This is a genomic window from Paenibacillus chibensis, assembly GCF_004001045.1.
GTDB lineage: Bacteria > Bacillota > Bacilli > Paenibacillales > Paenibacillaceae > Paenibacillus_AQ > Paenibacillus_AQ chibensis.
In genome coordinates, this window is the sequence record NZ_BIMK01000021.1 from 38,264 (window position 1) to 52,386 (window position 14,123).

General features: G+C 53.1%; 16 protein-coding genes. 7 read left to right on the forward strand and 9 right to left on the reverse strand.

What is annotated here, in order from left to right; all coding sequences use genetic code 11:
• Positions 1–3: 3 nt before the first annotated feature.
• Positions 4–801 (reverse strand): class I SAM-dependent methyltransferase, encoded by a 798-nt coding sequence (locus PCH05_RS16960; protein WP_127604126.1) that lies wholly within the window; start codon positions 799–801, stop codon positions 4–6.
• 277 nt (positions 802–1,078) lie between these two features.
• Between PCH05_RS16960 and PCH05_RS16965 the strand changes: the two genes are divergently transcribed.
• On the forward strand, positions 1,079–1,375 hold the full coding sequence (locus PCH05_RS16965; protein WP_164766685.1) for a hypothetical protein: 297 nt from the start codon (positions 1,079–1,081) through the stop codon (positions 1,373–1,375).
• A 92-nt stretch (positions 1,376–1,467) separates the two neighbouring features.
• Here PCH05_RS16965 and PCH05_RS16970 read toward each other — a convergent pair whose 3' ends face one another.
• The 3 genes from PCH05_RS16970 to PCH05_RS16980 all read right to left on the reverse strand — a co-directional run bounded on the left by PCH05_RS16970 (position 1,468) and on the right by PCH05_RS16980 (position 2,963).
• Complete coding sequence (locus PCH05_RS16970) at positions 1,468–2,277, reverse strand: phosphotransferase family protein (RefSeq protein ID WP_127604050.1); 810 nt, start codon at positions 2,275–2,277, stop codon at positions 1,468–1,470.
• Positions 2,278–2,427: 150 nt separating this feature from the next.
• On the reverse strand, positions 2,428–2,610 hold the full coding sequence (locus PCH05_RS16975; protein WP_127604052.1) for an H-type small acid-soluble spore protein: 183 nt from the start codon (positions 2,608–2,610) through the stop codon (positions 2,428–2,430).
• Positions 2,611–2,663: 53 nt separating this feature from the next.
• A complete protein-coding gene (locus PCH05_RS16980) occupies positions 2,664–2,963 on the reverse strand; it encodes a hypothetical protein (RefSeq protein ID WP_127604054.1) in 300 nt (99 codons plus the stop codon).
• Between the two features lie 188 nt (positions 2,964–3,151).
• Between PCH05_RS16980 and ku the strand changes: the two genes are divergently transcribed.
• Genes ku through ligD form a run of 3 tightly spaced genes read left to right on the forward strand, consistent with a single transcriptional unit; the run spans position 3,152 to position 5,966 of the window.
• Positions 3,152–4,066 (forward strand): non-homologous end joining protein Ku, encoded by a 915-nt coding sequence (gene ku, locus PCH05_RS16985; RefSeq protein ID WP_127604056.1) that lies wholly within the window; start codon positions 3,152–3,154, stop codon positions 4,064–4,066.
• A 23-nt stretch (positions 4,067–4,089) separates the two neighbouring features.
• Entirely contained in the window at positions 4,090–5,031 is a 942-nt protein-coding gene (locus PCH05_RS16990) for an ATP-dependent DNA ligase (RefSeq protein ID WP_127604058.1), read from the forward strand.
• Between the two features lie 44 nt (positions 5,032–5,075).
• Positions 5,076–5,966, forward strand: coding sequence for a non-homologous end-joining DNA ligase (gene ligD / locus PCH05_RS16995; protein ID WP_127604059.1), 891 nt, complete (start codon positions 5,076–5,078; stop codon positions 5,964–5,966).
• Positions 5,967–6,345: 379 nt separating this feature from the next.
• Here ligD and PCH05_RS17000 read toward each other — a convergent pair whose 3' ends face one another.
• Positions 6,346–7,269, reverse strand: coding sequence for a YitT family protein (locus PCH05_RS17000; protein ID WP_127604060.1), 924 nt, complete (start codon positions 7,267–7,269; stop codon positions 6,346–6,348).
• A gap of 193 nt (positions 7,270–7,462) precedes the next feature.
• Between PCH05_RS17000 and PCH05_RS17005 the strand changes: the two genes are divergently transcribed.
• Positions 7,463–7,786, forward strand: coding sequence for a YnfA family protein (locus PCH05_RS17005; protein WP_127604061.1), 324 nt, complete (start codon positions 7,463–7,465; stop codon positions 7,784–7,786).
• Between the two features lie 19 nt (positions 7,787–7,805).
• Here the strand turns inward: PCH05_RS17005 and cls are convergent, their stop codons facing one another.
• The gene (gene cls, locus PCH05_RS17010) at positions 7,806–9,236 is read right to left on the reverse strand and encodes a cardiolipin synthase (protein WP_127604062.1); all 1,431 of its coding nucleotides are present in this window, start codon (positions 9,234–9,236) and stop codon (positions 7,806–7,808) included.
• A 196-nt stretch (positions 9,237–9,432) separates the two neighbouring features.
• Between cls and PCH05_RS17015 the strand changes: the two genes are divergently transcribed.
• Positions 9,433–10,443, forward strand: coding sequence for a M23 family metallopeptidase (locus PCH05_RS17015; RefSeq protein ID WP_127604063.1), 1,011 nt, complete (start codon positions 9,433–9,435; stop codon positions 10,441–10,443).
• Positions 10,444–10,452: 9 nt separating this feature from the next.
• Positions 10,453–10,875 (forward strand): bactofilin family protein, encoded by a 423-nt coding sequence (locus PCH05_RS17020; protein ID WP_371860558.1) that lies wholly within the window; start codon positions 10,453–10,455, stop codon positions 10,873–10,875.
• Between the two features lie 135 nt (positions 10,876–11,010).
• Here the strand turns inward: PCH05_RS17020 and PCH05_RS17025 are convergent, their stop codons facing one another.
• The 3 genes from PCH05_RS17025 to PCH05_RS17035 all read right to left on the reverse strand — a co-directional run bounded on the left by PCH05_RS17025 (position 11,011) and on the right by PCH05_RS17035 (position 14,098).
• Positions 11,011–11,793: an ABC transporter permease gene (locus PCH05_RS17025; protein WP_127604064.1), complete on the reverse strand. Its 783-nt coding sequence runs from the start codon at positions 11,791–11,793 to the stop codon at positions 11,011–11,013.
• Complete coding sequence (locus PCH05_RS17030; RefSeq protein ID WP_127604065.1) at positions 11,786–12,700, reverse strand: ABC transporter ATP-binding protein; 915 nt, start codon at positions 12,698–12,700, stop codon at positions 11,786–11,788. Before PCH05_RS17030 ends, PCH05_RS17025 begins: the two co-directional genes overlap by 8 nt.
• A gap of 414 nt (positions 12,701–13,114) precedes the next feature.
• On the reverse strand, positions 13,115–14,098 hold the full coding sequence (locus PCH05_RS17035) for an LCP family glycopolymer transferase (protein ID WP_127604066.1): 984 nt from the start codon (positions 14,096–14,098) through the stop codon (positions 13,115–13,117).
• Between the last annotated feature and the right edge of the window lie 25 nt (positions 14,099–14,123).

Consider the following 14,123-nt stretch of genomic DNA (forward strand, 5'->3'; position numbering starts at 1 on the left):
TTTTCACGATATATTTATTTTTTCAGCCACGATGGTAAATGTCTTCGGAATGCCCTTGTCGAATACATCCGACGAAAGATTCGGCGTTTCTTCCAGCTTCTTGATGAAGAGACCTGAATCCGCCACCGCCGTAACGATTTCCCCCAGCGTCCATTTCCGCAGATAGACGGTATTCGGGCCGCTGCTCTCCTCGCCTTCCAAATACTTTTGAAAGGAGACGTCGCTTGCCGTAAGAGCCGTGCTGAAATAATCCCCCGTCACCTTATGCTTGCGGATCTTCGCGGTTGTTCCCGTCGAGGTGATCAGCTTGGTGGAAACCGGATGGAAATCCTGTATGACCAGCCGTCCCCCGGGCTTCAGCAATCGGGCCGCACTGTCCAGCAGAGGCTTCAAATCCTTAAAGTAATGCAATATGCCGTTTTCCATGAAAACCGCGTCATACGGGTGCTCGAATTCCTCTTCCGGCAGATGCAGGACATCGGACAATACATATCTGAGCTCGACGCCGGCCGCACGGGCCAACTCCTCCGCATACTGCTGATTTTCCCTGGAGAAATCCGCAACTGTGACCTCGGCTCCGAGCAGAGCGAAAGCGACGCCTTTTACGCCGTTCGAGCCCATCAGATTCATAACCCTTTTGCCTTCTACCTGTTCGTCAAAATACTTGTATACATGCTGTATGCTTTTCACCGGATTGCGCTTGATTCGTTCCGCAGCCTGCTCCGGCGTGCCAAAACGTTTCTCCCACGCTTGGTAAGCTCCGCCATTCCATGCTTGTTTGTTCAGTTCGCTTGATTCCATATTTCCCCCGCTGCTCGTTAGAATCTGGGCTGTTTCATGGCCCATGCCATCGGATTTGCCTTGTCCATCACCTGAGGTATTTTATCGCAACTCCGAGCTGGCGAAAAGCATAAATTTTTCAGGAGCGATCCCTTCACGGCTTTTTACGGACGTATTGTATGTATTTTCGGGGCTTTTTACGACTGGAAGGAAGCGGTATAATGGTCAAAGAACGGCTTTGTCCAATCAGGATTCATTTTCGAGGTGAAACATGGAAAAACAGTATAAGCTCACATGCATGCTTCTCATTGCAATGGTTATGCTCGTCTTGGGCGGCTGCAGCTCCATTTCGGATCAGGACCAAGAAAGGGTCCGTACGACGCAGGAAACCGCCGTCAAATACCTCGCCAAAAAATACGGGATTGAGACGGAATTTACATACTATAAAATATCTCCTCCCGATTTCGCGCACACGGTAGGTCATACCGGCCATATCAAGGGCCAAGAGGAAGAAGAGGTTTTCGTCCTCGTCAATTACGACAATATGCAGATTGAGTCCGTGAGCGTGCCGGAAGGGGTAAAGGAAATCGAATAACTGACTGGAAGCTTCACAGCAAACAGGCCGTCCGGGTCATCCCGGTTCGGCCTGTTTTTGGGCTGGCTGGCGGATCCATACTCCCCTTGAATTTATGGCTGTTCCTGCAAACGCTCCCGGATCAGCTTCACCAGCTGCGCCTTCTCCGGCTCCGGAATCCATTCCACCAGGCGCGCCGCGGCGACCGGAACCAACCAGTTTTCGATTTCGGTATACGTGATTCCCGACAGCTTCATGTATTCCTGCAAATAAGCGGCCGTCAGGTTTTCGCGCAGTCGTGCAAACAGCTCCTGTACGGGAGGCGGAAGCTCTTCCGGCAAGGTTCCCGTCCGCAGCAGCAGGAGCGTTCGCGCAACATCCGCCGCCGGACTGCCGGTCATCGCGGTCATCCAGTCGATAATCCATTCCTTTTCGCCCAGGATGATATTGTCGGGATGATAATCCCCATGGCAAAGGAATCCCTCATCCTCCAGCAGATCGATTCCGGCGGTAATCCGTCTTGTCTCGTCTTCGCTCAATAGCTTGGCCTCCGTAATCTTATGAGCCAGCGCAGCCTTTTGACGTGGAAGCCCCTCAACCCGGCATCGGTGAATCTCTGCATGGAGCCGGGCCATTCGCTGCCCCTCCGCCTTTACGATCCCGGGATCCCGCGCCAGGGCCGCGATCATTGTCATTCCCGCAGCTTTCTCATATACGATGCCGGCTCGTCCGTCTCTTTCCAGCATCTCTAACGGCTGCGGCACGCTCAGACCCGATTGATATACGGCCATGCTGATCCGGAATTCCTCTTCTGCCAGATTGGCCGGAAGGCCGCTGCGAAACAGCTTAAGCACCCGCTGCTCCCCATAGGACATCAGCTCAGCCGTTCGCCCGAATGCGATAACCTCTTCACTTTCCCCCATCTTTCCACTCCTTCACCCAATCAAGCGCTTGGGACCCTTTTACATGAATTGTAATCGATATCGGCTGCTCCTTGCACCACAATCTTCGCGAGTGAATGAAACGCAAAAAGCCCGCAGCCGCTCCGGGCTACGGGCCGATCCAACCCTCGGTCATCCTTCCTGCAGACGTTCCACATTCACGGTTTGGGTATTGGTCGGGCGCGAGCCCACCTGCACCGTCGCCATCCCGTTTACCTCATCGACATTTTCGATCCAGACCGGCTGTCCTTCCAGCTTGACGTCCACATTGTGGCTTTTATCCTGGTAGATCGCCATCGCGCGTTTTACGTCCATCATCCAATCTCCTTTTCATGTTCATAGATTTCATTGCCGTGCCTGTATCCCTGCTACTTCTTGCCCGTTTCGCCGTCTTGCCGTTCTGCAACTATGGCGTCCGTCGTACTGTCACCGATGTACCCGTTGTCTGCGGTGATCTCGCCCCCTCCAAGTCCCTCATTCACCATCCGGTCAATATCGAACATATGGCTTTCATGGGTTACCTGACGATCTGAAGCTGTCATGCTTTCCCAATCCACGTCATTGCCGTTGATAAAGCTGGCGGCCTCCATATGGCGCGATACCTTCTCATACCGCTCCAAGGCTGCCGCGTTAAATTCCTGCCCTGCGTCGTCCTGCTCTTTCCGCATTTCGCGCTGCCTCCTGCCAATTCAAAATGGTATGTCCTGCCGGTAGTATGCCCTTTTCGGCAAAAAACCATGTAGAATCAGGCGTTTTACCTTCATTTCTTCTATTTCGATGTCATAGATTGAGTGAAAAATACCCATACTGTAAGGAACAAGCCAAATTCGAAAAATGAAAAGGAGAGGCGAAGGCGATGCATACGGTATGGAAGGGCGCGATCAGCTTCGGACTGGTCCATGTGCCTGTCAAAATGTTCTCGGCGACGGAAGACAAGGACATCTCGATGAGATATGTGCATAAGGAGTGCGGCAGCCCGCTCGCTTATGTCCGCAAGTGTCCGGTCTGCGAGAAGGAGGTCGAGTGGGAGGAAATCTCCAAGGGCTATGAATACGAAAAGGGTAAATTCGTCCTGTTTGAAAAGGATGAGCTGGATCAAATCGCCGAGCAGGCGAACAAAAGCATCGCCATTTTGGATTTCGTGGATTTGTCGGAGATCGATCCGATTTATTTTCAAAAAACCTACTATCTCGCTCCAGACCAAGCGGGCGGCAACGCTTATCAGCTCTTGAAGGAAGCCATGCATCAAAGCGGCAAAATCGGCATCGCCAAAATTTCCATCCGCTCCAAGAGCAGCTTGGCGGCGATCCGCGTGCTGGAAAATTGCCTGGCGATCGAGACCATGTTCTATCCCGATGAAATTCGCCCCGTAGCCCAGGTGCCGAATTTGCCCGAAAACATCACCGTCAACGAAAAGGAGCTGGGCATGGCTCAAATGCTGATCGATCAGCTGTCCACGCCTTTTGATCCGCAAAAGTATACCGATGATTACCGTGAACGGCTGCTGCAGCTGATTGAGCATAAAGTGACGGGTGAAGAGATCAAAATCGCGCCTGCAAGGCAGGAAACGAACGTCATCGATCTCATGGCCGCCCTGCAGGCCAGCATCGAAGCCGCCAAGCCAACGCTGGCGACCGATCCCGGCAAGCCCAAGAAAACGGCCAAACCGAAAACCAAAACAGCCGCCGGAGAAGATAAGCAGGCTGCCGGTGCGGAAGGACCGAAGCCTAAACGCCGCAAGACAGCCAAGAAAAATGAGACGGTATCATAATCCGCTCCGAGGAGGGAATGCCTGTGAAGCTCACTCCGGTCAAACCGTTTGAGCCGATCATGACCGATCATCTCCCTGCCGGGGACAAATGGATTGCCCAGATCAAATGGGACGGCGTGCGCATGCTGGTATATAACGACGGCAGCGATACCGAGCTGATCAACCGCAAAGGCAACAACCGCACGCGCCAATATCCCGAGCTGTGGGATACTTCCGCTTATTGCAGGGCGGATTCGGTCATTCTGGACGGGGAGATTATCGCATTGGTGGGTGGCGTGCCCTCCTTCCATCAGGTCATGCGCAGGGACAGCCTCCGTCAGGAGCAGCAGATCCGGGCCCGCGTGCAGCAGGTGCCGATTGTCTATATGGTTTTTGACATTCTGTACTGCAATGGCGAATGGGTCACCGGAAGGACGCTCAAAGAACGGCAGGCATTGCTCGAAGAAATGTTGATTCCAAATCAACATGTGCAGCCTGTGCCGAGCTACACGGACATCCCCTTGCTCTATGAAGTGTCGCAGCAGCACCAGCTGGAGGGCATTGTGTTGAAGGACTTGGGCAGCGTCTATGCGATTGGGGGCAAGGACAAGCGTTGGCAGAAACGGAAGAACATCCAGGACGTGAACGCCGTGGTGGCCGGTGTCACATACCGCGACGGGATCGTGAATGCCCTGCTGCTCGGCTTATACGATGAGGACGGCAGGCTCATCTATATCGGTCACGCCGGAACCGGGAAACTCAGCGTCGCCGACTGGCGCAGAATCACGAAGGAAGCCTCCGGCATGGTCGTAAAGGACAGGCCGTTCGCCAACCAGACGGAACGCCAAAAAGGGGCGGTATGGATCCGCCCCGAATGGGTTGTGAAAGTCAATTTTCTGGAATGGACGCCCGGAGGTACCCTTCGCCAGCCGAGCATTCAGGCTTTTGTGGAGATGGATCCGCGGGAGTGCCGCGGCGATCTGTAATGGGACACGTCCGGAGAGGTATTTTCGTTTAAGGAGGACTGAACATGCCAAGAACCGTCAAGGGCTCCATCACCATCGAAGGCCATGAGATTCCCATCACGAATCCCGACAAACCGCTGTGGCCGGACATGGGCGTCACCAAAGCGATGTATTTGCAAAAGCTCGCGGCGCTCGCGCCCTATCTCCTGCGGTACTGCCGGAATCGGCTGCTGACGACGATCCGTTATCCGCACGGGGTGCCGGGTGAATTCTTTTACCAGAAAAATGCGCCCGAGCCGCTCCCGCCTTATGTGAAAACGGCTGAACAGGAAGGTATCCAGTATGTGCTGCTGAACGGCCTGCCCGAGTTGCTGTGGCTGGGCAATCTCGCCGCGCTGGAGTTCCATCCGTCTCTCCATTATGCGGGCAGCCCTCTTCCATGCGAGTGGATGATCGATCTCGACCCTTCGCTTGAAGTGGAGCCCCGGATTATGGAGGCCGCCTCCATTGTCGGGAAGGTGCTGCAATCACTCGGACTCGCCTCCGTGCCCAAAACCTCGGGAGCGACCGGTGTGCAGATCATCGTTCCCATAAACGAGGGCATCACCTTCGACGAGCTTCGGGTCGCCGGGCATTTCGTCGGCCGCTTCGTCACGGAAAAGCATCCGGATTTGTTCACATTGGAGCGGCTCAAGAAAAACCGTGGCGACAGGATTTATTTTGACTACCTTCAGCATTACCAGGGCAAAACTTTGGCCGCACCTTATACGCCGCGGGCGAGACCGGGGGCGACCGTGTCGACTCCGCTGCACTGGGAGGAGGTCGAGCGCAACGTATCGCCGCTTGACTTCCATCTGCTCAATATCGAAGAGCGTCTGCAAAAGACCGGCGACCTGATCGCCGATCTGCCGCCGCAGCCCGTGGAGCAGGTTATCCGCCATTTGAGCGCAAAATAACCCCTAAGCTGACGTCACTCCGGGGTCTTCATGTACTTTGCGGGGCCCCATCCACAAATTCATTGATTATTACATACAAACAAGCCCGGAAGATGATTTCTTCCGGGCTTGTTACTACACTTCCCTGCTCAACAAGCTGTCAGCCTTTGATTGACGCCTAGGGAGCGGAGGAGCGGAATCGTTCTGAAGAAGCGCAGCGTTCGCCTACAAGCTTTCCAGAGGAAAGCTGACTTCGAAAGCAGATGCTTTGTCCGCGGATTTCTCCAGTGATAACTACTACATTCAAGAAATCCAAGGACAACAGTGATCGGAAGAATGATCCGTACCGCAGCGGTCTCACATGCGTCGGTCAACAGCTAACCTTTTGATGAGCCCCCATCTAATGGATGTCCTTCTTCTTGAATCTTCCGCCCTTAACGTCATGGATATTACCAACCGCGAGAAATGCATGCGGATCCCAGTCTCCGACGATCGACTTTAACTTGGCTTCCTCAAGACGGGTGATGACAACGAAAATGACTTTTTTGCTGTCACCCGAGTACGCCCCTTCACCCTCGAGATAGGTTACGCCGCGTCCAAGGCGGGAGGTCAGCGCATCGCCGATTTCTTTGTACTTGTCGCTGATGATCCAGACGGATTTGGATTGGTCGATGCCTTCGTTGGTGATATCAATCACTTTAAAAGCGATGAAATAGGCGATGAGCGAGTACATGGCATTGTTCCAGCCGAATACAAAGCCTGCGCTCGTGAGAATAAATACGTTGATGAACATGATGATCTCGCCAACGGAGAACGGTGTTTTCTTATTGATCAGAATGGCGACGATTTCGCTGCCGTCTGTCGAGCCCCCTGCACGGATGACCATGCCTACGCCTGCGCCAAGAATAACGCCGCCGAAAATGGCCGCGAGCAGCGGATCAACGGTAATGGGTTTGACGGGTGAGAGCAGCGCCGTGCCGACGGACATCACAAGAACGGCTGCAAGCGTTGAGAATGCGAAGGTTTTGCCAATTTGCTTATAACCGAGAAACAGAAAAGGAAGATTGAGTAACGTCAGAAAAATACCAAGCGGCAAATGGAAGAGGTGGGCGAGCATAATGGAGATACCGGTGATTCCACCGTCGATAATATTATTGTTCACCAGAAAAATCTCCAGTGCGACGGAAACCATGCATGCTCCGATGAGCATGACGATGATACGTGATAGAACTCTGAGTTTAGAAGTCGGTGCGTTTAGCGGTTGCTGTGCGCCTTGCGGAAGTTTAGCCCTGTCCGCCGTTTGGGCATTAGAAGATCCAGCCATCGAATTCCCCCGATTCTTATCAATTTGGTGTGAATATGAACACGAAAGCTCCCTCCGGGGGAAAAGAATCTATCTTTTTTGAAGCCGGATCACGCTACCCCATCCCCCGGGCAAGTCTTTTCCGTGATTATTCTTCTTACTTATTATATCATAGTTTCTGTCTAAGTATTAATGCGATGGGAGATATTCTATCATGAGATCGTTATTTTTATTTATAGCTGCAGGTTTGGCGGAGATCGGCGGAGGGTATCTGGTCTGGATCTGGCTCAAAGAATCCAAGCCTTGGTGGTACGGACTCATTGGCGCCGTCGTGCTGATTTTGTACGGCATCATCCCAACGCTCCAGCATTATCCTTCCTTCGGCCGCGTCTACGCCGCATACGGCGGAATTTTCATCGTGCTGGCCCTCTTATGGGGCTGGGGAGTGGACAAAAATCCCCCGGATCTATACGACTGGATCGGAGCCGCGCTTTGCCTGGCCGGCGTTGCCGTGATCCTGCTCGCCCCTCGTTCCTGAAGCAAACGCATAGCGCGTCTTACAATAAGGGCGATAGCATGCGGCAGAGCATCTCCGCTTTCTTATGTAGGAAAGCCCGTTCCTGGAACTCCCTCTTCGTCATTTCCCGGCTGACCCGCATGTCTTCTTCGAAATCGGCCGTAAGCCGGTCAATCGACGCTTGTTCAAAGAGCGCGGCCGTAAGCTCGAAGTTGCAGAAGAAGCTGCGCATGTCCATATTGGCGGTTCCGACCGATGCCAATAAATCGTCCACGATCATCACCTTCGCGTGAATGAAGCCCTTCTGGTATTGAAAAAATCGCACGCCGGCCAGCAGCAGCTCTTCCACATAAGAGAGCGACGCCAAGTGAACCAGCCTCGAATCCGCCCTCCACGGAATGATGATCCGCACGTCCACGCCGCTGACGGCAGCCGTCTTCAGCCCCTCGTAGATGCCGGGATCCGGAATGAAATAAGGCGAGGTGATCCAGATTCTCTTCTTCGCAATGGAAATCGCCGAGAAGCACAGCTCCTGGATCGCGTTCCAATCCTGATCCGGGCCGCTGCTGACGATCTGAATCTGCTCATCGTCTACGCATTCATGCTCCGGAAAGAGCGCGGGATCGACGATCTTTTCCCCTGAAGCCAGCTGCCAGTCGTTTAAGAACACATTCTGCAAAAAATAAACCGCGTCCCCTTCAATCTTCAGATGCGTATCTCTCCAGTAGCCCATTTTCGGGTATTGGCCCAAATAATCATCACCGACGTTCATCCCGCCGACAAAGCCCGTCACGCCGTCCACTACGAGGATTTTGCGGTGATTGCGGTAATTGATGCGCCGGTCGAGAAAAGCAAGTAGCGGCGGCAGAAAGAAATAGAATTCCACGCCGGCTTCCTTCAGCTTGTCCACGAATTCCCGCTTCAGCTTATAGCTGCCAAGCCCGTCGCACATAAACCGTACCTTGACGCCTTCCTTCGCCTTGCGGATCATGATCTCCTGAAACTGGGTCCCGATCACGTCATGGCGGAAAATATAAAACTGGATATGTATGTGCTCCTTCGCCGCTTCCATTGCCTTCAGCATGGCGCCAAACGCTTCTTCCCCGTCTGTCAGCACCCGGCTGCTGTTGCAGCCCGTGATCGGGCTTTCCGACAGGCGTGACAGCAGGTTGAACAGCCGTTCCTGATGCTGGAATTCGGGATTATGCATTTCCTCGATCTTCTTCACCGTCTTCGCCTGCTTCCACAGAATGGAACGCATCTGGCGGAACAGCCGTGAGCCACGGGTACGGACCTGGCGGCGGGCCTTATAGTCCTGCGCGACAAAATAGTAAACCACGAAGCCGATAATCGGGCAGCAAAAGAGAATGAACATCCAGGCCACTGTTTTGGAAGGATTGCGAAATTCAAGCAGCAGAATCGTAGCAATCTGAAAAATAAAAATTATGAGAGCCAGCAGCAGCCACACCATAGGGCAGCCTCCTTGCGGGAAAATAGTGCCGATCGGTTATTTATCCATCATTGACCAAACCGAGCCTTCTTTATTCTTACCCTTCCGGAGCCCTCACAGACGCAGATGGAAAGGTAACATTTTAGACATGTTCCGAGAGTTCATCGAATACATAGATTATAAGACAAGTTTAACGATGCCACAGAAAGGAGCTGCCATGAAAAGTGCAACCGCGAATCGACGAATGACACTTCTGGTCATGCGGGACGCCCAGCATTCGGTGAAACAGATCCATCTGTCTAAACCGCTGATGATGGCCGTGCCCGCCGCCGCCGTCCTCTCGCTGTCCGGCCTTGTTCTTGCCCTCCAGGCCCATTCCTCCCAGGTCATATCCCAGCTGGAACAGAAGGTAAACATCGAGAACACGAGAAACCTCCAGCTGCAAAGCTCGGTCAACAGCCGCGAGCAGTCCATCGAGCGTCTGCAGAACGAGATCATCAAGCTGTCTTCCCAGGCGAAGGATATGCAGCAGAAAATGGAGCACGTGGACGAACTCGAACAGCAGCTGCAGCAGTTTATCGACAAACACACCACAAGCATGTCCACGGACGTTTCCGAGAATAAAGCGTCTTCCCTGTCCTGGGATGCTTCAGAACATGTCGGGGGCGAATATATCGCCGTACATGAGAATGAAATGCTGGATCTGGCCCAGGAGACGAAAGATGACTTTCAGGAGATGCAGGAGCTGCTGAAGACGATGGAGAGCCAGGTTCCCCATACGCTGAAAAAGGCCCAGGAAACCCAGAAGCAAATTGCCGGCAATCCAACGCTTTGGCCAACCACATCCAAGGTGCTCACATCCAGCTTCGGCTACCGGACGGATCCATTCACGGGAAAAGCCGCCTTCCATGCGGGGATCGATATTGCGGGTGAAAACGGCGGTCCCGTCTTTGCCGCAGGTGCAGGTCAGGTCGTCACCGCTGAGGAAAGCGGAGCCCGCGGGCGCTATATCATCATTGAGCATCCGGGAGGTCTGCAAACCTGGTACATGCATCTCAGCAAAATCCAGGTCAACGTGGGAGATTCGGTCGACAAAGGCGAACAAATCGGGCAGCTCGGCTCCACCGGACGCAGCACCGGACCCCACCTGCATTTCCAGGTCGTCAAACAGAATAAGCCCGTCAACCCGCTTCCGTATATCCAGGCGGCAAATTCCGAGTACAATTAAGGAGGTTCTATGTTGAGCAGATCCAAAGCATCCAAAAACAGTTATATGCCGACCGATTCTCTGATCGGAAGAGGCACTGAGGTGGAAGGGGCCCTCTCCTGCGAGGCGAATGTCCGCGTCGAAGGGAAATTCAACGGTGTCATCGAGAGCCGTGCTTGCGTCACCATCGGCGAGCATGCCGAAGCCCGCTCCGATATCAGTGCCAGGGAAGTCATTATCGCGGGAAAAGTGTATGGCGATGTCCAGGCGGACGGCAAGCTGACGATCACCTCCACCGGCCAGATGTTCGGAGACGTGCTCGCCGCCTCTTCCCTCGTCATTGCCGAGGGCGGCATCCTGAATGGTTCAAGCAAAATGGAACCGAAAAAGAATGAGCAGCCGGATGCGGCCCCTGCCGCCGATGTGCATTTCTTCGAAACGGAAGCCGGCTGATTCCCTTGCTCCGCCAGACCGCCGGGGAGACTCGAAATGGATACGTTTGCACAATTGAAAAAAAGCCCGCCGCAGCGGGGTGTGCATGCATGACACACTCCCACTGCAGCGGGCTTTTGGTTCATTGGCCGATGTTTACGCGGCAACGTCCCTCTTTTTGAACACATACCAGGAAACAGCCAGGAAAACGATATAATACACGGCAAGCACCGCCAGCGAAAATCCTAGCGTAATGCCTCCGGGACCCGTTTTATCCTGCAAGTGATTCGTTAGGTCCATGTGCGTAAATATCAGATACTTGGCCCATGCATAACGCTCCGGATTAAACAGCGTCGTGAAGATCCCCTTCGTAAACATGATGAACAAGGAAAGCCCGATGGCAAGGCCGCCCGCACGGAATACGGTAGACAGCATAAACGCGATCGCGCAAGTCATAAACAAATTCACGTAGTCGCATAGCAAATATTCGAGCGCAAAGGCCATGCCGGTTTTGCCCGCCGGGAACAGGCTGCTGTCCGCGGTTGACGGGAAAAGAATACCCGAAACCAGGATCGAAACCACTGCAAGCAGCACGGTGCACAGCAGACTGAACAGTACGACCGAAACATACTTGGACAGCAGAATTTTGGAGCGGCTCCATGGCCGGATCAGCAGCAGCTTGATCGTTCCCCAGGAGAACTCCCCTGCTACGGAATCCGCTGCAATAATAACGGAAAAGATCGTACACAGAAAAAACGTAAAGGAGGAACTCAACACCACGCTGTCCCATAGGGAGGTCTTGCCTCCGGCATCGACCATCGAAAACAGCAAGGGAATGAGCACATTCATGACGACCAGAATGCCCAGCATCACCCAGGTCCGGACTCGCCGGTAAATTTTCATATTTTCATTGAGCACGAGGCTGAAAAAATTACCCAATCGGATCCCCCCCCGTCATTTCCAGGAACTGCTCTTCCAGCGAACGGGTGACGGTGTGAATGCCGTATACCTTGATTCCTGCCCGAACCAGCCGGGCGTTCATTTCAGCCGTCTCGTCCCGGGTCAGCTTCAGGGTAATCAGACCGTTACTGCGGGTACCACCCTCCAGAATGGAGAGCGCCTGTTCCGGATCATCCACCACGAATCCGGTTTCCACCGCTGCGGACTGCCCTTCCTCCCTGATCTCCTTCAATGAACGTACATCGATCAGGCGCCCATTTTGGATGATCGCCACGCTGTCGCACATCAGCTCCATTTCAGAGAGCAAATGGCTGGAGACGAATACCGTCGTCCCCTCTTCGTGACAGAGATGACGAAGGTAATCGCGCAGCTCGCGGATCCCCTGCGGATCGAGGCCGTTCGTAGGCTCGTCCAGAATCAGCAGCTTCGGACGGTGGAGAATGGCCTGGGCGACGCCCAGCCGCTGCCTCATCCCAAGCGAATAGGTTTTTACCTTGTCATGAATCCGGTTACTTAGACCTACAAGCCGGACCACTTCCTCGATTCTTGCCTCCGTAATGCCGGACATCATCCGGGCAAAGTGGCGCAAATTCTGGTATCCTGTCAAAAACTTGTACATTTCCGGATTTTCGACAATCGCACCGACATGCGAAACAGCTTCTTCGAAGTGTTCTTTAATGCTGCTGCCGCAAATTTTGATATCTCCTTGACTGATTGAGGTTAAACCGACCATCATCCGAATCGTCGTTGTTTTCCCGGCACCGTTGGGTCCTAGAAACCCGAATACCTGGCCGGGCGGAATGTCGAGCGTCACGTTTTCCACCAAGGTCTTCGAAGAGACCCGCTTCGTCACGCCCTCCAGCCGAACCACCGGTTCATGCTGCATTCGCTTCACTCCTTATCGTAGGTTATCGCCTCATTGTAGCATATCCCTTCTGCAAATACTCCATATACTGGAATTTTGTCTCTTTTTCCCCCTGGCGATGACATTTTTCGCAACAACCCAAAGGAACACTGGTACGATAATATCCCGTCCGGAAAATGTACATTGTGTCCGATACGGGCACCATACTCTCACAGCACAAGCAATAGACGCACTGCTGATCGTTCATCGGAACCGCTTCCTCTCCTTTGGCATGAAGCATATTAACATGTAGCATTCACAATTTAAATAGTTACGGTTTGTATCATTACCAGAAATCTACAACAATCCTAGATTGATGTCAAGATATTCTGCATGAAAAACAACAAACCGCCATGGATTCTCCGGATCCAGCACGGTTTTGCCCTTATCTATTTACTACTGCAGATGCTCTTTGATCATATTATGGATGCGGCTTCGTTCCTGATCGCTCACTTGGTAATACCAAATGCCCTTGATCCGCTCCCCTTGACCGCCAATCTCCACCTGGTCGATCTGCTTCAGATCTGTACGATAATCCGTTAGAAAGGTTTTCATGTCATCGAACGTGATGTCCGTCTTGATGCTATTTCCTACTTCGTCCAGAAGCGATTCGATTTTGACCATGTTCGTAATTTTCAGCGAGCTGGTGATGAGCTGCTTCAAAATTTGCCGCTGCCTTGTATTCCGGCCCATATCCCCGCGAGGATCGTCGTAACGCATCCGGGAGTACAGCAGTGCTTCCTCGCCGTTTAAATGCAGATCCCCTTGGTCGAACTGATGACCTTCATAATAAAAAGCGAACGGATTGGTTACATCGACGCCGCCCATCGAATCAATCAAATGCGCGAAGCCCTCCATATTGACTTTAATGTAATAATTCACGGGATAGTCCAGAAAGTGCTCCACCGTTTTCACCGACATGTTCACGCCGCCGAAAGCGTAGGCATGATTGATTTTATCCACCGTGCCGTGTCCGATGATCTCCGTCCGCGTATCCCGCGGTATGTTGAACATAAGAATGCTCTGCTTCGCCGGGTTCACGGTAAGAAAAATCATCGTATCCGACCGTCCCTTGTCATTTTCGCGCTGATCCACGCCCAGAACCAGCACCGTGAAAGGCTTTTTTTGTTCCAGGTTAAAAGGCTGCGCCGTTTGAGTGGAACCCGAATCCCCGGAAGCGTCCGCGGCTGCCGCAGTGGTTGTGGCCTTGGTGCTGCTTCGCTCCTGGCTAACCTGCTTCGGCTGGATCGCGGCATCCCGGCTTTCGTAGATGTGATGGGCTGTAGTTTTAACCGATTGATACAGATATGCGCCATACCCGGCCACGCCAAGGACAACGACGATCGATGCAGACGATAACACGATAACCCACTTTTTCATAGCTAACCTTCCACCTTTCTCTGCG

What these genes read in the sequence shown, in the direction of transcription:
- PCH05_RS16960 (WP_127604126.1), bottom strand. Translation starts at nt 801, where the DNA reads ATGGAATCAAGCGAACTGAACAAACAAGCATGGAATGGCGGAGCTTAC.
- PCH05_RS16965 (WP_164766685.1), top strand. Translation starts at nt 1,079, where the DNA reads ATGCTTCTCATTGCAATGGTTATGCTCGTCTTGGGCGGCTGCAGCTCC.
- PCH05_RS16970 (WP_127604050.1), bottom strand. Translation starts at nt 2,277, where the DNA reads ATGGGGGAAAGTGAAGAGGTTATCGCATTCGGGCGAACGGCTGAGCTG.
- PCH05_RS16975 (WP_127604052.1), bottom strand. Translation starts at nt 2,610, where the DNA reads ATGGACGTAAAACGCGCGATGGCGATCTACCAGGATAAAAGCCACAAT.
- PCH05_RS16980 (WP_127604054.1), bottom strand. Translation starts at nt 2,963, where the DNA reads ATGCGGAAAGAGCAGGACGACGCAGGGCAGGAATTTAACGCGGCAGCC.
- ku (WP_127604056.1), top strand. Translation starts at nt 3,152, where the DNA reads ATGCATACGGTATGGAAGGGCGCGATCAGCTTCGGACTGGTCCATGTG.
- ligD (WP_127604059.1), top strand. Translation starts at nt 5,076, where the DNA reads ATGCCAAGAACCGTCAAGGGCTCCATCACCATCGAAGGCCATGAGATT.
- PCH05_RS17000 (WP_127604060.1), bottom strand. Translation starts at nt 7,269, where the DNA reads ATGGCTGGATCTTCTAATGCCCAAACGGCGGACAGGGCTAAACTTCCG.
- PCH05_RS17005 (WP_127604061.1), top strand. Translation starts at nt 7,463, where the DNA reads ATGAGATCGTTATTTTTATTTATAGCTGCAGGTTTGGCGGAGATCGGC.
- cls (WP_127604062.1), bottom strand. Translation starts at nt 9,236, where the DNA reads ATGGTGTGGCTGCTGCTGGCTCTCATAATTTTTATTTTTCAGATTGCT.
- PCH05_RS17015 (WP_127604063.1), top strand. Translation starts at nt 9,433, where the DNA reads ATGAAAAGTGCAACCGCGAATCGACGAATGACACTTCTGGTCATGCGG.
- PCH05_RS17020 (WP_371860558.1), top strand. Translation starts at nt 10,453, where the DNA reads ATGTTGAGCAGATCCAAAGCATCCAAAAACAGTTATATGCCGACCGAT.
- PCH05_RS17030 (WP_127604065.1), bottom strand. Translation starts at nt 12,700, where the DNA reads ATGCAGCATGAACCGGTGGTTCGGCTGGAGGGCGTGACGAAGCGGGTC.
- PCH05_RS17035 (WP_127604066.1), bottom strand. Translation starts at nt 14,098, where the DNA reads ATGAAAAAGTGGGTTATCGTGTTATCGTCTGCATCGATCGTCGTTGTC.